Source organism: Flavobacterium lotistagni, from assembly GCF_011392125.1.
Taxonomy (GTDB): domain Bacteria; phylum Bacteroidota; class Bacteroidia; order Flavobacteriales; family Flavobacteriaceae; genus Flavobacterium; species Flavobacterium lotistagni.
On record NZ_JAAJBU010000001.1, the window covers coordinates 63950 to 82446 of the forward strand.

At 46.6% G+C, this 18497-nt stretch carries 18 protein-coding genes; 1 reads left to right on the forward strand and 17 read right to left on the reverse strand.

The window, feature by feature from the left end:
* The first annotated feature begins 2 nt into the window (after positions 1-2).
* Complete coding sequence (locus G4D82_RS00240; RefSeq protein ID WP_166333221.1) at positions 3-530, forward strand: DUF4136 domain-containing protein; 528 nt, start codon at positions 3-5, stop codon at positions 528-530.
* A gap of 103 nt (positions 531-633) precedes the next feature.
* On the opposite strand, the gene G4D82_RS00245 is transcribed toward G4D82_RS00240, so the two are convergent.
* The 17 genes from G4D82_RS00245 to paaE form a co-directional block, all read right to left on the reverse strand.
* A complete protein-coding gene (locus G4D82_RS00245; protein WP_166333223.1) occupies positions 634-1068 on the reverse strand; it encodes a VOC family protein in 435 nt (144 codons plus the stop codon).
* A 356-nt stretch (positions 1069-1424) separates the two neighbouring features.
* A complete protein-coding gene (locus tag G4D82_RS00250) occupies positions 1425-1868 on the reverse strand; it encodes a PaaI family thioesterase (protein WP_166333225.1) in 444 nt (147 codons plus the stop codon).
* A 4-nt stretch (positions 1869-1872) separates the two neighbouring features.
* On the reverse strand, positions 1873-3936 hold the full coding sequence (locus G4D82_RS00255) for an alpha-ketoacid dehydrogenase subunit alpha/beta (protein ID WP_166333227.1): 2064 nt from the start codon (positions 3934-3936) through the stop codon (positions 1873-1875).
* Between the two features lie 171 nt (positions 3937-4107).
* Positions 4108-5175, reverse strand: a complete 1068-nt coding sequence (locus tag G4D82_RS00260) for a branched-chain amino acid aminotransferase (protein WP_166333229.1) — start codon at positions 5173-5175, stop codon at positions 4108-4110.
* A gap of 10 nt (positions 5176-5185) precedes the next feature.
* Positions 5186-6454, reverse strand: coding sequence for a dihydrolipoamide acetyltransferase family protein (locus tag G4D82_RS00265; protein ID WP_235924275.1), 1269 nt, complete (start codon positions 6452-6454; stop codon positions 5186-5188).
* A gap of 151 nt (positions 6455-6605) precedes the next feature.
* The gene (locus G4D82_RS00270; protein ID WP_166333231.1) at positions 6606-7202 is read right to left on the reverse strand and encodes an acyltransferase; all 597 of its coding nucleotides are present in this window, start codon (positions 7200-7202) and stop codon (positions 6606-6608) included.
* A 68-nt stretch (positions 7203-7270) separates the two neighbouring features.
* The gene (locus G4D82_RS00275) at positions 7271-8020 is read right to left on the reverse strand and encodes an enoyl-CoA hydratase/isomerase family protein (protein ID WP_166333233.1); all 750 of its coding nucleotides are present in this window, start codon (positions 8018-8020) and stop codon (positions 7271-7273) included.
* 154 nt (positions 8021-8174) lie between these two features.
* A complete protein-coding gene (gene paaZ, locus G4D82_RS00280) occupies positions 8175-10679 on the reverse strand; it encodes a phenylacetic acid degradation bifunctional protein PaaZ (RefSeq protein ID WP_166333235.1) in 2505 nt (834 codons plus the stop codon).
* Between the two features lie 200 nt (positions 10680-10879).
* Positions 10880-12088 carry a 3-oxoadipyl-CoA thiolase gene (gene pcaF / locus G4D82_RS00285; RefSeq protein ID WP_166333238.1) on the reverse strand — a complete coding sequence of 403 codons (1209 nt, stop codon included), beginning with the start codon at positions 12086-12088 and terminating at the stop codon, positions 10880-10882.
* An 84-nt stretch (positions 12089-12172) separates the two neighbouring features.
* Positions 12173-12577: a PaaI family thioesterase gene (locus G4D82_RS00290; protein ID WP_166333240.1), complete on the reverse strand. Its 405-nt coding sequence runs from the start codon at positions 12575-12577 to the stop codon at positions 12173-12175.
* Entirely contained in the window at positions 12577-13725 is a 1149-nt protein-coding gene (locus tag G4D82_RS00295) for a 3-hydroxyacyl-CoA dehydrogenase NAD-binding domain-containing protein (protein WP_166333243.1), read from the reverse strand. The genes G4D82_RS00290 and G4D82_RS00295 overlap by 1 nt, the downstream gene beginning before the upstream one ends.
* Positions 13726-13828: 103 nt before the next feature.
* The gene (locus G4D82_RS00300; protein WP_166333245.1) at positions 13829-14614 is read right to left on the reverse strand and encodes an enoyl-CoA hydratase-related protein; all 786 of its coding nucleotides are present in this window, start codon (positions 14612-14614) and stop codon (positions 13829-13831) included.
* Between the two features lie 36 nt (positions 14615-14650).
* Positions 14651-15151: a 1,2-phenylacetyl-CoA epoxidase subunit PaaD gene (gene paaD / locus G4D82_RS00305; RefSeq protein WP_166333247.1), complete on the reverse strand. Its 501-nt coding sequence runs from the start codon at positions 15149-15151 to the stop codon at positions 14651-14653.
* Between the two features lies 1 nt (position 15152).
* The gene (paaC, locus tag G4D82_RS00310) at positions 15153-15905 is read right to left on the reverse strand and encodes a 1,2-phenylacetyl-CoA epoxidase subunit PaaC (RefSeq protein ID WP_166333250.1); all 753 of its coding nucleotides are present in this window, start codon (positions 15903-15905) and stop codon (positions 15153-15155) included.
* Between the two features lies 1 nt (position 15906).
* Complete coding sequence (gene paaB, locus G4D82_RS00315; RefSeq protein WP_166333252.1) at positions 15907-16188, reverse strand: 1,2-phenylacetyl-CoA epoxidase subunit PaaB; 282 nt, start codon at positions 16186-16188, stop codon at positions 15907-15909.
* A gap of 69 nt (positions 16189-16257) precedes the next feature.
* Positions 16258-17211, reverse strand: coding sequence for a 1,2-phenylacetyl-CoA epoxidase subunit PaaA (gene paaA, locus G4D82_RS00320; protein ID WP_166333254.1), 954 nt, complete (start codon positions 17209-17211; stop codon positions 16258-16260).
* A gap of 30 nt (positions 17212-17241) precedes the next feature.
* Positions 17242-18315, reverse strand: a complete 1074-nt coding sequence (paaE, locus tag G4D82_RS00325; RefSeq protein WP_166333257.1) for a 1,2-phenylacetyl-CoA epoxidase subunit PaaE — start codon at positions 18313-18315, stop codon at positions 17242-17244.
* Positions 18316-18497: the final 182 nt, after the last annotated feature.

Genomic DNA, 18497 nt, shown 5'->3' on the forward strand with positions numbered 1-18497 from the left:
AAATGAAAACAATAAAATTATTACCGCTGGCATTTTTGTTCCTGGTTTCCTGCGCTTCGGTTCATGTGAATACTGACTACGACAAAAAAGCCGACTTTACGCAATACAAAACTTTCGCTTACTACAAAACCGGTATCGATAAAGTCGAGATTTCTGACCTAGACAAAAAAAGGATCCTGCGCTCGATCGATGAAGTGATGTTGGGCAAAGGTTTCACCAAAAGCGATACGCCCGATTTACTGGTCAACATCAACGCGAAGGCCGAAAAGAACTACAACGTCAATCAATTCTACGCCGGTTACGGCTATGGTTGGGGTTGGGGCTGGGGCCCGGGTTGGGGATACAACACCTCACTGTACACGACCACGGAAGGTATTTTGACCATTGACCTGATCGACGCCAAAAACAAAGAACTCATCTGGCAAGGCGTCGGAACGGGTTATCTGACCAAAGACACCAATGAAAAAGACGAGAACATCAAGAATTTTGTCGTGAAAATTTTAGAGCAATATCCGCCTGGAAAGAAATAGTAGGTAGCTCAAATTAAATAGTAAGCCGTAGCATCACGTTACGGCTTACTCTTTAATTTGAGCTGGGCTGTACTTAGTTTTCTGTAAAGTTGAAAAGTTAAGCTTAAACAACTGCATTGTTCGGATCGAACTCGATGATCCATTCGATGCCGAATTTGTCGCGGAACATACTGAAGTAGGAACCCCAAGGGCTGTCTGCGATTGGCATTTCAATTTCGCCACCTACCGAAAGGATATTGTATAGTTGATCAGCTTCTTCTTTACTAGCTGCACTGACTGAAATTTTGCTTCTGTTTTCACGCTCGTTTACTTTTCCAAGAAATTCAGGAACATCATTACCTATCAGTATATTCGGGCCGATGGGCAAAGAGATATGCATGATTTTGTGCGCGTCATTCGGGTCGACAGGAAATTCGTCGCTCGCCAAATCTTTTAAACGAACGACTTTTCTAAATTCTCCTCCAAAGGCCGCGCGATAAAATTCAAAAGCTTCTAAAGCATTTCCGTTAAAGTTGATGTGTGGATTAATGAGTGCCATAGTATTTGATTTTTTTGTTTAGTTTTCCAAAGATACCCGACTTTCATGACAGAGTTGGTACAAAAACGACAAAAAAGAGGCTTTCTGCGTCAATAGGTTTACACAAGTTTATTGCTTCAGATCAATTCGAACCCTTCTAAAAAAGTATAACTTTCCTTAAAAAATCCAGCAACCAACAACCAGCAACTCAAACCCTAGCCCGGATGGCAATGGAAAGCTTTTTATAAAAACGACTGAGTGGTGCTTGTTTTGGGAACGCAACCAGCGGAAGCGCTTGCCGGAACTTAGCAACACCAGACGGTTTTGTAAAAACTTGCAGTGGACAGCCGGATCAGCTTCTGAAACCGAAACCGTTTTTACTGATAACCCAGCTTTTCGTTGAGCTCCATTTTGCTTTTCATGAAGTTGCCGGAACCTCGGCCCACCACACGGCCTTTTTCGTCCCACAGCGTAGCATCGGCGATAAACAGTTCTTTAGATTTGAATTTGACCTCGCCCACCGCTTTGATTGTTCCGGAACTGACCGGCCGCAAGAGTTGGATATGGAACGAAACCGTGTATACGAAGGCATCCCGGACAATCGAATTCACCGCAAAAAAAGCGGCATCGTCGAGCAATTTGAAATACACCGAACCGTGAATCGCACCTGCCGCATGGAAAAATTTCTCCTCGACCTGAACAGCGATTTCGGCCTTTTCGTGTGTAACCGAAATATGAATGCCCGGATAGTGCTCGTGATTGATCGGCGCTGAAAGGTACATGCGCTCTAGTTTTTTGTAATGTTCCGCGGCGGTGTTCATGGATTTAGTAGTGGAGCAATTCGTCTATTTTGGCGCGGACTTTTTCGGCGCTCGGCACCATAGTTTGCTCCAGCGTGCTGTTGAGCGGAATCGCTGGTAAACTTTCCGAACCGATGACCATCACCGGCGCATCGAGGTATTTAAAGCACTTTTCCTGCACCAATCCGGCGAGGCTTCTGGCGAAAGTGTTATTGACCGGTTCTTCGGTTACGATTAAGCACTTTTTAGCCTTTTTTACCGATTTCATAATCGTTCCCTCATCGAGCGGATAAAGTGTCCTTAAATCGACGATTTCTACGTTTTCTTTGATATCGGCCGAAGCGTTGAGCGACCAATGCACGCCCATGCCGTAAGTAATCACAGAAAGGGTTTCGGCTTCATCTTGCGGCCAGATTTCCTGAACGATGTTGGCTTGCCCGAAAGGCAACACGTAATCTTCAGACGGTTCGTTCACGCGCGCGGCTTCGGTGCCTTTGACTTTGCTCCAATACAAGCCTTTGTGTTCTAAAATCACCACCGGGTTCGGATCGTAATAAGCGGCTTTCATCAAACCTTTGAGATCAGCACCATTGCTCGGATAAGCGATTTTAATTCCGCGGATGTTGGTCAGCACGCTTTCCACCGAAGAGGAATGGTAAGGCCCGCCACTGCCATAAGCACCAATCGGTACGCGCAGGATCATGCTCACCGGCCATTTTCCGTTGGTCAAGTATGACGAACGCGCGACTTCGGTGAACAACTGGTTCAAGCCCGGCCAGATGTAATCGGCGAACTGTACCTCAACAATCGGTTTCAAACCAACAGCAGACATTCCGACGGTCGAGCCTACGATAAACGCTTCCTGAATCGGCGTATTGAAAACTCTTTCGTCTCCGAATTTCTGCGCCAAAGTAGCGGCTTCACGGAACACACCACCTAGCCTTCCGCCGACATCTTGCCCGTAAAGCAAACATTCTTTGTGTTTTCTCATGAGTTCCTCGACCGCGAACAAAGCACAATCGACCATCACGACTTTGTCTTCGCGCTCGGGGTTTCTTTCGCCGGTTTCTTCAGTAATCGGAGTCGGGGCGAAATCGTGCGTGAACAAATCTTCGGGTTTCGGATCTTCGGCCAGTAAGGCTTTATCATAATCGGCTTTGACTTTGTCGATCGCAGCCTTTTTCAGTTTTTCTATTTCTTCCGAAGTAAATCCGGCATCTAAAAGTTGTTGCTGCAACACCGGATAAGGATCGCGGCTTTTAGCTTCATCAAGATCATCGCGGTACCATTCCATCCGGACACCCGAAGTATGGTGGTTCAAAAGCGGCACTTTCGCATGCACCAGAAACGGCCGACGCTCGGCACGCATCGTCTCTAACACTTTTTGAATCGCCAGATAACATTCGGTGAAATTCGCACCATCGATCGAAATCGCTTCGATGCCGTGAAAACCTTTCGCATATTCAAAAGCATTCTGCGCGCGGGTTTCTTTAGCGTTGGCCGAAATATCCCAGCCATTATCTTGTACCAAATATAAAATCGGGAGTTGCTTCAAAGCCGCCATCTGGAACGCCTCAGCTACTTCGCCTTCGGTGACCGACGCATCGCCCAAAGAGCAAACAACAATCGGCTTGTCTTGATTTTTATCTTCAATGCCTACATTTTCCTTGTACCAAAATCCCATCGCAGCACCGGTCGCCGGAATCGCTTGCATCCCAGTCGCCGAAGATTGATGCGGGATTTTAGGTTTATCGGCATCGCGCAAACTCGGGTGGCAATAGTAAGTGCGCCCGCCTGAAAACGGATCGTCGCGTTTGGCCATTAGTTGCAACATCAAATCGTAAGGCTGCATCCCAATACCAAGCAACATCGAATCGTCGCGGTAATAAGGAAACGCATAATCCTGCGGCAAAAGTTGCATCGCCAGCGCAATCTGGATCGCTTCATGTCCGCGCGAGGTCGCATGCACATATTTGGAAACCACTTTAAAATTTTCCTCATACAGCTCGGTCATCGCTTTGGCCGTGGCCATCGTGGCAAACGCTTTCTCTAAAATGGTTTTGTTCAAGGTCTTTTCGGCTACTTCCATATTTTTTGTTTAACACAGATTCCACTGATTTTCACAGATTATTTTTCGCATAAATCTGTCTTTAAATATTTTTTTCATGGCAGACAATTCATGCTATCCGCTATATCTTTTGCTCCATTACATTCCTCAAAAGGATGCCGCTGCTATCATGGCTGCACTTCGGTTTTTCAATTACGCTTTCACCGCCGAGTCCACTTCCACAATCCAACCGAATTTGTCTTCGATTTTCTGCGTTTTAATCGCGTCCATCGTGGCTTTGATGTCTTTGCCCACCGGTGCTTCTGCTGGAAACTTAATTTTCATGTCCTTGTATCCGATTTCTTCTACCGGTGCAATCGACACTGCAGTTCCGGCTCCGAAAGCTTCTTCTAAAGTACCATTTTCAAAAGCCTCGACAATCTCTTTCATCGAAATCGGCCTTTCGGTCACTTCAAAACCCTTGTCGCGCAATAAATCAATCACACTTAATCTCGTCACACCATTCAAAACAGAACCGTTCAGATTCGGCGTAATGAATTTCCCGGCAATCTTGAAGAAAATGTTCATCGTCCCTACTTCCTGTACATACTCAAAATCACGCGCGTCGAGCCACAATACTTGGTCGTAACCTTTGGCTTTGGCCATTTCGGTAGGTCGTATCGCTGCGGCGTAATTCCCGGCGGCTTTCGCTTCTCCCGTTCCTCCGTTAGCAGCGCGGATATACTGAGTTTCCGCCCACAATTTAATCGGCTTGCTGAAAAACGGCCCGCTCGGTGAAGCAAAAATGATAAATTTATACTTGGTCGCGGCGCGCATTCCGATAAACGCTTCGTCGGCATACATGAACGGACGCAAATAAAGCGCGGTGCCTTCTGCCGTTGGAATCCAGTTTTTTTCAATCGCCACAAAACGCTTCAACGCTTCGAGGAACATCGCTTCCGGAAACGCAGGCATTCCCATACGGTCGGCGCTAAAATTCAAACGCTTGGCATTCTGGTCCGGACGAAATAAAAGTGGCGTATCGTCTTTGCCTAAAGTCGCTTTCAAACCTTCGAAAATCGCTTGTCCGTAATGCAAAGCCATCGCTGCCGGATGTGTGGCAATGAGTTCCAATGGCTCGATGCGCGGGTTGTTCCACTGGCCGTTTTCATAATCGCAAATGAACATATGGTCGGTAAAGACCGTTCCCATGACGCTTGTATTGAGGTCGATGTTTTGCTCGCGGCCGCTAGGTTTGATTGTTTCTTTAATCTGCATCATAATCTTGTATTTATATTGTTGTGTTGTAGTCAAATTGTTCTAAATAATCGCCCACTTTTCGCAGGAACGAGCCGCCGAGAAAGCCATCTACGACGCGGTGGTCGAACGATAATGACAAATACATCATCGAGCGGATCGCAATCTCGTCGCCTTTGTCGGTCGTGATTACTTCCGGGCGTTTTTTGATTATACCGAAAGCCAAAATAGCGACTTCCGGTTGGTTGATAATTGGCGTGCCCATCAGGCTTCCAAAAGTCCCGACGTTTGAAATCGTGAATGTGCTGCCTTGAATTTCTTCGGGTTTAAGTTTATTGTTTCTCGAACTATCGGCCAAATGGTTGACGGTTTTGGCCAGTTCGGCCAAGTTCTTTTCATTAGCATTTTTCACCACCGGGACAATCAGGTTGCCGCTCGGTAAAGCGGTCGCCATCCCGATATTGATGTCTTGGTGCGCAATGATATTCCTGCCGTCGACCGAAACGTTGATCAGCGGAAAATCCTGAATTCCTTTCGCCACCGCATCGACAAAAATTGGGGTAAAAGTCAGTTTTTCGTTGTGTTTATTTTGGAAGGCGTCTTTGTTTTTATTCCGCCATTCAACCAAATTAGTCACATCCACTTCGATATACGAGGTCACGTGCGGCGAAGTCTGTTTCGAATACACCATGTGCCCGGCAATCATTTGGCGCATGCGGTCCATTTCTATGGTGCGGTCGTTTTCGCGTTTCACTACTTTCGGAGCCGAATAACCTAATTGTTCGTAGGCTGTTGGCAGTTGTCGGTCGGCAGTCGTCGGTTGGCTTTGTATAGAATACTTGCGGTTTTTCAGATAATTGAATACGTCACTTTTCTGGATGCGGCCGTCAGTTCCCGAACCGGGAATGCTTTGCACTTCTTCAATCGAAAGGTTTTCTTTTTGCGCGATGCTGATGATTAGCGGCGAAAGGAATGCGTCCGGATTGCTTTTTGGTCGTCGGTCGTCGGTCGTCGGTCGTCGGTCGTTGGTTGTCGGTTGTGAAATTTCAGTTGCTGGTTGATTTTTTGACTTATCGACAACTGTTGTGGCTCCGTCGAATTTAATCAGCGCCAATACTTCTCCCACTTTCACCACGTCATTCTTCCCAAAACGGATTTCAGTAATCACGCCCGAAACTGGCGACGGTACTTCACTATCGACTTTATCGGTCGCGACTTCTAAAATTGTTTCCTCTGCATCGACAGTATCGCCAACGTTTTTGAGCCAATTTATAATCGTGGCTTCGGTGATGCTTTCGCCCATCTTGGGCATTTTAAATTCTGTTATCATAGCTGTAAGCCATAAGCTGTAAGCTATAAGCCTCGAAGGCGTTCACTTACAGCATTTATAATTTCAGGTTGAACCCGACTTCAATTTCACAATCTCGCACAGCTTAAAGCCTATTGCCTGTAGCCTATTGCTTTTTAAATTCTTCTAATGTCTTATAAAACGCTTCTTGCGAGGGCCGGTCTTTCGGGATTTCCCTGAGCGGCTCTACTGCTTTTAGTGTTTCGTATAATTCTTTAGGTAACTGTTGGTACAATTCAGTGCCTTTGGTTTTCCACGCGATCATTTCATCCGACACCGTTTTGATAATGACTCCGGGATTTCCGACGACCATTCTTCTGGCCGGAATGATTGTTTCCGCTTTGATGAACGCCAGGGCCCCGATGATACATTCGTCCCCGATTTCGGCATCATCCATAATTACGGCATTCATCCCGACCAGGCAATTGCGGCCGATGTTCGCACCGTGGATTATTGCTCCGTGACCGATATGAGCGCCGGCTTTGAGCGTGATGTTCTTGCCCGGAAACATGTGGATCGTGCAATTTTCCTGAACGTTGCAACCGTCTTCGATGATAATGCCGCCCCAATCACCGCGAATGGCAGCTCCCGGACCAACATAAACATCTTTGCCGATAATCACATTGCCGGTTACAGCAGCTTGCGGGTGGATGAAACTGCTTTCGTGGATGACGGGAATGAAACCCTTGAATTCGTATATCATGGTTGTTGGTTGATAGTTGTTGGTTGTTGGTTTTTTGCTCTCAACTGAGAACTGACAACAGCCAACGGTTATTTAAACTTCTCTAACGTCTTTTTCGTAAAATCACTCAATACCAAACGGCCGCTGATGGCTGCTCGTTCTGCCAATAAATTGTCCCAATCGTCGGTGCCGCGCCAGAAGATTTTTTTCATCTCTAACATGGCTTCCGGATTATAGGTGCATAAGTGCTTTGCGAACGCTTCTACCGCTGTATCCATGGCTTCAATCGATTCGTAAACCTGAGCAAACAAACCTTTACTTCTGGCCCACTCGGCTTCGTAAAAAGTGTTGGCGTCGATTGCAATTTGCGACATAGCCGAAACGCCCATTTTTCTTTCAATCGCCGGCGAAACTACAAACGGCCCGATGCCGACGTTGAGCTCGCTAAGTTTGATTGCGGCGAATTTGGTGGCAAAGCAATAATCCGTTGAAGCTGCTATGCCTACGCCGCCGCCGACGGTTTTACCTTGGATTCTTCCGATGATGAATTTCGGGCATTTCCTCATGGCGTTGATGACGTTGGCAAACCCTGAGAAAAATACTTTTCCGGTCGCTGCGTCGTTGATCGCGATGAGTTCCTTGAAACTGGCTCCGGCACAAAATGTTCGGTCGCCGCCGCTTTGGAGGATGATGACTTTTACTTCTTCGTTATTTCCAACTTCGGTGATGGTTTGGGCGAGTTGCACTAAAATAGTTCCCGGCAGCGAATTCTGATCGGGATGAAAAAACTCGATTGTAGCGATGTTGTTTTGGATGTCTTGTTTAACGTATGCTTCCATTTGGTTGTTGGTTGATAGTTATTGGATAATTCCGTGAGGTTCAACCTTTATTTTCTGTTTGTAATTTATTCTGATGCTCTAGCCCTGATAGTAGTGGAAATCCTTTTGTGTCGGGGTTCGACGCAAAAGATTGCAACGAATAGCAGGTTCCCGGCTACTGATCTAAAAGACCGAATTGCTCGAAATGGTGGTTCAGGTGCTTCCTCTCGAGCAAATAGCTTTCGTAACGGTTCAGGTGGCCGAACACCATGTTTTTCATCAAAGCCTCCGGATTTTCCTTAAATGCGTTCAAATAAGCCTCGCGCGCTTCCCAGAATTTGGCCGTGGCCGTGGCAAAATCGGGATGGATCAAGTCTTCGAGTTCGCCTTTTTTCATCGTAGGGAAAGCCGTGCCTTTCGGAAACGGGTCGTAATTGTATAACGAGTTGTGTACTTTATCTAGGATTTTCTCAGGCGTGGCAATCTCGAAATCCTGCACTTCGCCCGACATGATGCGGTAGCCTTGCTCCAGATGTTCGAGCAGGTGCTGCGGCGTGAGGATGCCCCATTTTGGTTGTGCGTTCTCGGTGAGTTTGCTGAGGCATTCGGTGATTTTCTGCTCGGTCATTTCGGTGAAAACCGTTTGCTTTTTTTGCACCATCGTTAAAATGGTGGCTACAGCGACAAGTTCGTTTTCGGTATCGAATACTTCGACGAACCACTTGACAATACCGCTTGGATGTTCGGCTGAAGCCACATCGCGATCGATTTTCTGTTTGCAGGTCAGGCGCACATAAACCGTGTCGTTATGGTAAATCGGACGCAAGAAACGGCATTCTTCCAGACCGTAATTCGCAGCGACTGGGCCTTTGTTAGGATAGACAAACAAACCAGCAGCAGCGGCCAAAATAAAATAACCGTGAGCTGTGCGTTTCTTGAAAATGCTTCCGTCGAGCGAAGTGATATCGGTGTGCGCGTAGAAATGGTCCCAAGTCAGGTTGGCGAAGTTGATGATATCGGTGTCGGTAACCGTGCGGTTGTGCGTTTTGAGCGACATGCCCGGCTCGATGTCTTCCCAATGGTATTGGAACGGATGATCGGTGATGTCTTTGTATTTGGAATTCGGCTGGTAAATACCTGTGATTTCTGTCAGTGTGGTCGGCGAACCTTGAATCGCGCAACGTTGCATATAGTGTTTGATGCCACGCACTCCGCCCATTTCTTCTCCACCACCGGCGCGACCCGGGCCACCATGAACCAAAAGCGGAAGTGGCGAACCGTGACCGGTGCTCTGTTTGGCATTTTCGCGGTTGAGTACTAAAATTCGTCCGTGGTGAGATGCCGCATTCACAACATACTCTTTGGCTATCTGGTCGTCGTTGGTGACGATGGACGAAACCAAAGATCCTTTACCCATTTGCGCGAGCTCGATCGCTTGGTCTAAATTTTTATAAGGCATGATTGTCGAAACCGGGCCGAACGCTTCAATTTCGTGAACCGCTGTATTTTCAAACGGACGATCTTGGCGCAACAGAACCGGAGCCACGAACGAGCCTTTCATATCCGCGCCTTGTATATTCAGATTGTCCCAATCGCCACCGTAAACGAGTTGGCTGTGTTGGGCTAATTCATTGACCCTGTCTTTGAGAACCTCGACTTGGTCCTTGCTGACCAGCGCGCCCATGCGGACTTCTTTGAGCCTTGGATCGCCGATGGTGACTTTGTCTAATGATTTAGTAAGTGCTGATTGTACGTCGTCTATTAAATTTTCGGGCACAATCATGCGGCGGATGGCGGTACATTTCTGTCCGGCTTTAACCGTGATTTCGCTACGGGCTTGGTTGATGAACAAATCGAATTCTGGTGTTCCTGGAACGGCGTCAGCTCCTAGAATGGATGCGTTCAAACTATCGGCTTCCATGGTGAACGGAACGGCTTCCTGAATGATTCGCGGGTGCGCTTTGAGCAATCTTCCCGTAGCTGCTGAACCAGTGAAAGTAATTACATCCTGGCTTTCAACGGTATCGAATATATTTTTGGCAGTTCCGGAAATGAGTTGTAGCGCGCCTTCGGGTAAAATGTTCGAGGCAATGATTTCACGCACGACAGCTTCTGTTAAATAGGCTGTAACCGGCGCAGGTAAAACTACTGCGGGCATTCCGGCCATCCAGTTCACGGCGCATTTCTCTAACATGCCCCAAATCGGGAAGTTGAAGGCGTTAATGTGGATGGCGACACCTTTTTTCGGGACGAGAATATGATGTGCCATAAAACGGCCGCCTTTCGAGAGATCGATCGGGTCGCCTTCTACGTGGTAAGGCTGATTGGGAAATAACTTGCGCAAAGAAGCATTGGCAAATAGGTTCCCGAAACCGCCTTCGATGTCGATCCAGGAATCTACGCGGGTAGCTCCGGTGCGGTAGCTGATTTCGTAAAATTGTTCTTTGCGTTTAGTGAGATACAGCGCCAAGCTTTTGATCATATTGCCGCGCTCCTGAAAAGTCATTTTGCGCAATTTCTCGCCGCCTTTGGTTCTGCCGTATTGCAAAATTGCTGGGATATCCAAGCCTTCGACCGAGGTTGCTGCGATGAATTCGCCGGTGATGGCATCGAACGAGGGTTTTCCTTCTCCGGTGGGTGAAGTCCATTGGCCTAATACGTAATGCTGTGTTTTGTTCATATAGTATTTCTTTGGTCTTGCAGCGCAGCGGTCTTGGTTCTTACAGCGCAGCGTTCTATTTTTTTCCTCGCAAAGACGCTAAGGCGCAAAGCTTGGGTCGATTGTATTTTGATTTGTTTGCCCTAGCCCTGATGGCAGCGGCATCCTTTTTTTGGTTGCTAAACCAGAAAAAGATATAGCGGACAGCAGGTTCCCGGCTCCTAAAAATCAGCGTTCTCTAAAATAGCTGCATAGCCTTGCCCGACACCGATACACATTGTCACCAGTGCGTACCGCTTACCCGTGAGTTGCAATTCAAGCGCGGCCGAATACGCAATCCTCGCTCCGGTAACACCCAGCGGATGGCCGATCGCGATAGAACCTCCGTTGGGATTGAGTCGTGGGTCGTCGTCTTTCAAACCTAAAGCTCGGGTGCACGCCAAAACCTGTGCGGCAAAGGCTTCGTTGATTTCTATGATATCGATTTGATCGAGCGTCAATCCGGCTTTTTGGAGCGCTTTTTTGGTGGCTTCGACCGGGCCGATACCCATAATTCTTGGTTCCACTCCTACGACTGCCGAACTTAAAATTCTGGCGAGCGGTTTCAGATGGTATTTTTTAACGGCTTCTTCCGAGGCAATAATCGTGGCGGCGGCTCCATCGTTGAGGCCTGAGGCATTTCCGGCAGTGACGCTTCCGTCTTTTTTGAACGCGGCGCGCAGTTTTGACAAGCCTTCGAGTGTCGTGTTAGGTTTGACGAATTCGTCTTTGGAAAACACGATCGGGTCGCCTTTGCGCTGCGGGATTTCAACAGGAACAATCTCTTTTTCCAAACGTCCAGATTGTTGTGCTTTAGCAGCTTTCATTTGGCTGTTCATGGCGAAAGCATCTTGGTCTTCACGCGAGATATTATATTTTTCGACTAAGTTCTCGGCGGTTTCGCCCATTGCGTCCACGCCGTACATTTCTTTCATTTTAGTATTGATGAAACGCCAGCCGAAACTTGAATCGTACATTTTGCTGTCGGTTCCGTAAGCAGCTGAAGGTTTGGAAACCACTAGTGGCCCGCGGGTCATGTTTTCGACTCCGCCTGCGATGAACAGATGCCCGTCACCGGCTTTGATGGCTCGGCTTGCATTGATAATCGCCGACAAACCTGAACTGCACAAACGATTGACGGTTTCGCCCGGAACGGTTTGCGGTAAACCAGCCAAAAGCAAAGACATTCTCGCTACGTTGCGGTTGTCATCACCGGCTTGGTTGGCGCAGCCCATAATCACGTCGTCGTAGGCTTCTTTAGGAATATTCGGGTTTTTATCGGTAACAGCTTTGATGACCAACGCCCCGAGATCATCCGCGCGAACGGCTGATAAAGTGCCTTGATAACTTCCGATTGGAGTGCGTGCTCCGTCTATAATGTATGCTTCCATGTATTTTAATTAATAATTAATAATGAATAATTAACAATGTTGAATTCCAATTATTCATTATTAATTATTCATTATTAATTGATTTCACTCCCACTCTTTGCTGGTGCGATAGGCGACGCCCTTGAATAGTGCTACCAGAGTGTCTTGTTTTTTAACTTCTATGACATAAAACCCAACTTTGTTTTTCAGGCTTTCTAATTTGGCTGAGGCTGTAATGTAATCGCCGTCTTCAAGCGCTTCGATGTGGTTAATCGACGTATCGATTGAAACTGCGTATCTTCCGTTGGTATTTGCCGAAAAACCAAAAGCGGTATCAGCTAGCGAATAAGTGATGCCGCCATGAGCCTTTCCCATGCTGTTGAGCATTTCCGAGCGGATTTTCATCCCGATTTTGCAGTTGCCGATTTCACATTCCAATATCTCAATCCCGAGCCATTGGCTGAACGGGTCGAGCGAGAGCATTTTGTATGGTATTTTGGTGCCTTCCATTAGTAGAATGTTTGGTTTTCGCGGTTCATTCTTCGTAGAATAGGACTGCAACGGTAACGGTCTTCGTGGTATTCGTTGTATAGCGCATCGAGTTTCTCCACGCACCAGTTGATTCCTTTTTCATCTGCCCATGCTAATAATCCTTTGGGGTAATTCACGCCTTTGGTCATCGCATTGTCGATATCTTTAGCCGAAGCGATATTTAAAAATAAAGCATCGGCAGCTTCGTTAATCAGCATCACCAAAACGCGTTCGAAAATATTTTGCGCTAAAGCATCATTCGTGGTTGGTTGTGGCATTTCTTGGCTGTAATCGTAAAATCCGCGGCCTGATTTGCGTCCGAGAAATCCGGCTTCGAGCAATCGCTTTTGACTGAACGACGGCTTGTATCTCGGATCGTAATAGAACGAAGTAAATACGGTTTCGGTAACGATATAATTGACATCGTGGCCAATAAAATCCATGAGTTCGAATGGACCCATTCTAAAATTTCCATGGGTTTTCAACGCTGCATCGATGGTGGCAAAATCGGCCACACCTTCTTCGTAAATGCGTATTGCCTCACTGTAAAATGGGCGCGCGACACGGTTCACGATAAAACCCGGAGTATCTTTGGCTACGGCTACAACTTTTTTCCAACTAGTAATAGTTTCGATGGCTTTTTGTAAAGTAGCTTCACTGGTTTGAACCGCCGGAATAACCTCAACGAGTTGCATCAGCGGCGCCGGATTGAAAAAGTGAATCCCTACCACGCGCTCAGATTTTTGGCATGAAGCCGCAATAGAAGCAATCGATAAAGACGAAGTATTCGAAGCTAAAATCGTTTGTTCAGAAACGATGTTTTCGAGCTCTGAAAACAATTTGCGTTTGACTTCAAGGTTCTCAACGATGGCTTCGATGACCAAATCGGCATCAGATAAATCCGCAAGCGAGGAAACGTAAAGCATTCGGTTTTGGATACCGGCTTTGTCTTGGGCGGAGATTTTTTCTTTCTCAACTAATTTAGACAACGTGACTTCTAATGCATTTTGGCTTTTGGTCAAAGCTTCCTGATTCAAGTCAAATAATTTAACGGCACAACCGGCAGTCGCGGCCACTTGCGCAATGCCACTTCCCATAGTTCCCGAACCGATAACAGCTACTTTCATTTTTAGATTTTAGGATTTTAGGATTTTAGGATTTTAGGACATTCCGATTTGGAAACTCAATTCTAAATCTTACAGTCTTATAGTCTTGCAATCTTAAAATCAATTAATTCCCCTTAAATTCGGGAGTTCTTTTTTCCATAAACGCATTCACGCCTTCTTGATAATCGTAGGATGAACTCGCATCAATCTGAAGGTCTGATTCCATGGCCAATTGCTCCTGCAAGTTGTTGATCATCGATTTGTTCAATAACTTTTTGGTCAAAGCCAGAGCGTGTGTAGGCATTTGAGATAAGGTGACGGCCAATTTTTCGACTTCTTCCTCAAAGAAAGCTACTGGATAAAACTTGTAAATCATCCCGATTTCGAAGGCTTCTTTCGCACCGACTTTATCGCCAAGCATCATTAAGGCTGAGGCTTTCTGAAAACCGATGAGTCGCGGTAAAAAGAAAGTCCCGGCGCTATCTGGCACCAATCCGATTTTACTGAACGCCTGGATAAACGAAGCCGATTCGGTAGCCACGACAATATCGCAAGCCAAGGCTATGTTCGCTCCGGCTCCGGCAGCTACACCATTTACGGCCGCTACGATTGGTTTTTCGATGGTTCTGATCCTTTCGATGATCGGGTTGTAATGTTCTTCAAGGATTTTGCGGAAACCCGGCATGAGTTCGGGCGTCGTTACTTCCTTTAAATCCTGGCCGGCACAGAAAGCCTTTCCGGCTCCGGTGATGACAATAGCGCGCACATCCTCGTCAGTAGCGCACTGGTCAAGCGTGGCCTGCAGTGACAAAGCCATTTCACGGTTGAAACTGTTGAAGACTTCAGGCCGGTTGAGTGTAATATACGCGACCTGGTGTTCAATCTTGCATAAAATTGAATTCGTGCTCATACCTATTTTTATTACGTACTGCCGAAGCAGCTAATTTTATTTTAAACATTTAAAGTAGTCAAACGGCTCTTGACAATCGCGGCACTGGAACAAGGCTTTACAAGCTGTAGAACCGAACTGGCTCACGAGTTGAGTGTTCAGCGAACCACATTGTGGACATTGGACTAATTTTTTATTGCCGAGCAAAGCTTCTTTGTCTGCTTCGGGTTGTAAAGGCGCTGCAATGCCATATTTTTCAAGGGCTTCCCTGCCGCGCGAGGTAATCCAGTCGGTGGTCCAGGCTGGCGAAAGCACTAGCTGCACTTTAGCTTCGATTCCTTTTTCTTTGAATGCCAATCTGATATCGTCGGCCATCACGTCCATCGCGGGGCAACCGCTGTAAGTGGGCGAGATTTTTATCTCTGCGATATTCCCGTTTCGTCTGGCGGATCTCACTACGCCCATATCCAAAAGCGATAAAACCGGAATTTCCGGATCGTGTACTGTTTGCAGTACCTCCAGGAATTCGGGTTCTATTTGGATATCGGTGGCGGTCATCTTACCAAGTCATGTTAGGGAAAGTGCGTTGCATATATTGTAAATCGGTTAAAATATAACCCATGTGCTCGCTGTGCCGACCGGTCTTTCCTCCTTTTTGGAAGAATTCTAAGACTGGTGTTTTCAAAGTCGCTTCCGAAAGTACTTCGCTCACATTTTGATGATAAGCCTTTTTAAGTTGCGAAACGTCCACACCAATTCCTTGTACCACCATTTCAGAATCAGCTTGTGTCATCTCAAAAAGTTCTTCGGTGAATTGCCAAAGATGGCAAATAGCTTCTTGGATGCGCTCATGGCTTTCATCGGTTCCATCGCCTAAACGTCTGACCCAATCCGACGAAAAACGTACATGGTAACTGACTTCTTTGATACTCTTCTTGGCAATCGCAGCCAGGGTTTCGTCTTGGCTGAACTGCAATTTCTCCAGCAACAACAAGTGGAATTGGTCAAACAAAAACTGGCGCGCCATCACATAGGCAAAGTCCGTATTGGGTTGCTCCACGAGCAAAACGTTTTTGTAATCGCGTTCCAAACGAAGGAAAGCAACAGTATCTTCGGTGGCTACTCCGCCTTGCAATTGCGCAACATACTGGTAATAACTTCGGGTTTGTCCGAGCAGATCGAGCGCGATGTTGGTTCCGGCAATGTCGGTTTCTAAAGTCGGGCCGTGACCGCACAATTCGCCCAAACGCTGACCTAAAATGAGGGCGTTGTCGGCAATTCCGAAAATATATTGAATGAGTGACTCGTTCATCTTACATGTGTTTTAATTCGTCCGGCAATTCATAAAACGTCGGATGGCGATAGGCTTTGTCTTTGGCCGGCTCGAACATTTCGCCGTTGAGCTCCGGATTCGAAGCGGTGATATATTTAGATTCCACCACCCAAATACTCACGCCTTCCATGCGGCGCGTGTAAACATCGCGGGCATTCTCGAGCGCCATCGTAGCGTCTGATGCGTGAAGCGAACCGCAATGACGGTGCTCTAATCCGTTTTTACTTCTGATAAATACTTCCCAAAGTGGCCAGTTTTTCATGTTGTTTTGCTATAAGCTATAAGCCGTAAGCCATAAGCATATTGCCTGTAGCTTAAAGCCTAAAGCGATTTATACTGCTTTTTCTAATTTCATTTCTTGTTTTTCGGCATAAGCCATCGCAGCATCGCGCACCCAAGTTCCTTTTTCCCAAGCGGTGCGGCGAGCATCCAGACGTTGCTTGTTGCAAGGTCCGTGGCCTTTGACGACTTGCCAGAACTCGTTCCAGTCAATTTCGCCGAAATCATAATGTTTGCGAGCTTCGTTCCATTTTAAGGCCGGATCCGGAATGGTCAATCCCAAAATATTGGCTTGCGGAACGGTTTGGTCGATGAACTGCTGGCGCAACTCGTCGTTGGTTTTTCGTTTGAGCTTCCATTTGACCGATTGCTCAGTGTTAGGTGATTCGGCGTCTTTCGGACCGAACATCATCAGTGACGGCCACCACCAGCGGTTGAGCGCGTCTTGCGCCATGGCTTTTTGCTCGGGCGTTCCGTTACAGAGTGTGAGCAAAATTTCATAACCTTGACGTTGGTGAAAACTTTCTTCTTTACAAATGCGAATCATCGCACGCGAATAAGGTCCATAGGAAGTACCCATCAAAGCCACTTGATTGATGATAGCTGCTCCATCAACCAACCAACCCACTGCGCCCATATCGGCCCAAGTAATGGCTGGATAATTGAAAATGCTGGAATATTTAGCGGCTCCGCTGTGCAATTGCTCGTACATTTCATCGCGGGAAATTCCCAAGGTTTCGGCCGCGCTGTACAAGTACAAACCGTGTCCGCCTTCGTCTTGAATTTTGGCCAACAAAGCGACTTTACGACGCAACGATGGCGCGCGTGTAATCCAGTTGGCTTCGGGCAACATGCCGACGATTTCAGAATGCGCGTGTTGCGAAATCTGGCGGATGTGCGTTTGGCGGTACTTCTCGGGCATCCAATCTTTGGGCTCGATTTTCTCGTCGTTGGCAATGCGCTTCTCGAATATTTCTTCTAAACTTTTGATTTCTTTTTCAGACATAATCTTCAGTTTTTAGTTTGAATAGTTAAATTAGACGCCAAAATCAACGACCACTTTTTTAGAAGTCGGCACGGCTTGGCAGCTCAATATGTAATTTTTAGCAATTTCTTCTTCTTCGAGCGAATAGTTGAGTTTCATCTCCACGCTTCCGTCGACTACTTTGCAACGACAAGTACTGCAAACACCGCCTTTACAAGCAAAAGGCAAATCGGCACCGGCAGCGAGTGCTCCGTCGAGAATGTTGTCAAAATCTTCGCCCATGACAAAGTGGAATTCTTTTCCGCCGTCAATGATAGTCACTTCGGTACCTTCGACTTTTTTCTCTACGATTTTACTGATGCGCTGTTTGTCTTCATCCGATAAGCCCGTATTGAAAAGCTCGTAATGAATTTTCTCTTTGGGCAATCCGGCTTTAGTTAGTTCATCACGCAACAAATGAATCATGTCTTCGGGTCCGCAGATGAAGCAATCGTCGGTATGGGGAATGTCGATGATTTTATCGGTGAGCACTTGAATCTTTTCAGCGGTAAAACGTCCGTTGTAGAGTTCGATGCTGCGGTGTTCTTTAGTCAAGAAATAAAAAATCTCAAAACGGCCAAAGTAGCGGTTTTTGAGTTGTTCGATTTCTTCTTTAAAGATAATGGATTTGACTGTACGGTTCAGGTAAAAAAGCTTAAAAGTACTCTTCGGTTCCGCAGCCAAATGCGTTTTAATAATAGAGAGAATGGGCGTGATTCCGCTACCGGCAGCAAAAGCGATGTAGTTCTTGGCTACCATTGGATTGACTTCCGTGTGGAAAGCGCCGTGTGGCGGCATTACATCGAGTGTATCGCCTTTTTTGAGCGTATCGTTGACAAAGCCCGAGAACAAACCTTCGTTGATTTTTTTGATCGCGACTTGCCATTTGTTTTCGGCCGGACTGGTGCACAGCGAGTACGAACGACGAACATCTTCGCCATTAATGGTTGAACGCAAGGTTAAATGTTGTCCTTGTTTGAATTGAAAATCATTTTGAAGTTCAGCAGGAACCTCAAAAGTCACCACCGAACAATCTTTGGTGGTTTTGTAAATATCGGCAATTTTAAGAGGGTGAAATTTAGCCATGCAACTTGAAATTTAAAAACTAACAATTGTTAGTTTACATTGCAAATTTAAAGAATATTTCTCAAAAGTTACGACAACGTTTGAAATTTTATAACTAATTGTGATTTAAGCACTTTAGCCCTAGCCCTGATGGCAGCGAAAATCCTTTTGCTTCGGGGTTCGAAGTAAAAGATTGCAGCGTA

Bases quoted from the DNA above. Each gene is read 5' to 3' on its own strand.
- G4D82_RS00240 (WP_166333221.1), top strand. From the start codon at position 3: ATGAAAACAATAAAATTATTACCGCTGGCATTTTTGTTCCTGGTTTCC.
- G4D82_RS00245 (WP_166333223.1), bottom strand. From the start codon at position 1,068: ATGGCACTCATTAATCCACACATCAACTTTAACGGAAATGCTTTAGAA.
- G4D82_RS00250 (WP_166333225.1), bottom strand. From the start codon at position 1,868: ATGAACACCGCCGCGGAACATTACAAAAAACTAGAGCGCATGTACCTT.
- G4D82_RS00255 (WP_166333227.1), bottom strand. From the start codon at position 3,936: ATGGAAGTAGCCGAAAAGACCTTGAACAAAACCATTTTAGAGAAAGCG.
- G4D82_RS00260 (WP_166333229.1), bottom strand. From the start codon at position 5,175: ATGATGCAGATTAAAGAAACAATCAAACCTAGCGGCCGCGAGCAAAAC.
- G4D82_RS00265 (WP_235924275.1), bottom strand. From the start codon at position 6,454: ATGGGCGAAAGCATCACCGAAGCCACGATTATAAATTGGCTCAAAAAC.
- G4D82_RS00270 (WP_166333231.1), bottom strand. From the start codon at position 7,202: ATGATATACGAATTCAAGGGTTTCATTCCCGTCATCCACGAAAGCAGT.
- G4D82_RS00275 (WP_166333233.1), bottom strand. From the start codon at position 8,020: ATGGAAGCATACGTTAAACAAGACATCCAAAACAACATCGCTACAATC.
- paaZ (WP_166333235.1), bottom strand. From the start codon at position 10,679: ATGAACAAAACACAGCATTACGTATTAGGCCAATGGACTTCACCCACC.
- pcaF (WP_166333238.1), bottom strand. From the start codon at position 12,088: ATGGAAGCATACATTATAGACGGAGCACGCACTCCAATCGGAAGTTAT.
- G4D82_RS00290 (WP_166333240.1), bottom strand. From the start codon at position 12,577: ATGGAAGGCACCAAAATACCATACAAAATGCTCTCGCTCGACCCGTTC.
- G4D82_RS00295 (WP_166333243.1), bottom strand. From the start codon at position 13,725: ATGAAAGTAGCTGTTATCGGTTCGGGAACTATGGGAAGTGGCATTGCG.
- G4D82_RS00300 (WP_166333245.1), bottom strand. From the start codon at position 14,614: ATGAGCACGAATTCAATTTTATGCAAGATTGAACACCAGGTCGCGTAT.
- paaD (WP_166333247.1), bottom strand. From the start codon at position 15,151: ATGACCGCCACCGATATCCAAATAGAACCCGAATTCCTGGAGGTACTG.
- paaC (WP_166333250.1), bottom strand. From the start codon at position 15,905: ATGAACGAGTCACTCATTCAATATATTTTCGGAATTGCCGACAACGCC.
- paaB (WP_166333252.1), bottom strand. From the start codon at position 16,188: ATGAAAAACTGGCCACTTTGGGAAGTATTTATCAGAAGTAAAAACGGA.
- paaA (WP_166333254.1), bottom strand. From the start codon at position 17,211: ATGTCTGAAAAAGAAATCAAAAGTTTAGAAGAAATATTCGAGAAGCGC.
- paaE (WP_166333257.1), bottom strand. From the start codon at position 18,315: ATGGCTAAATTTCACCCTCTTAAAATTGCCGATATTTACAAAACCACC.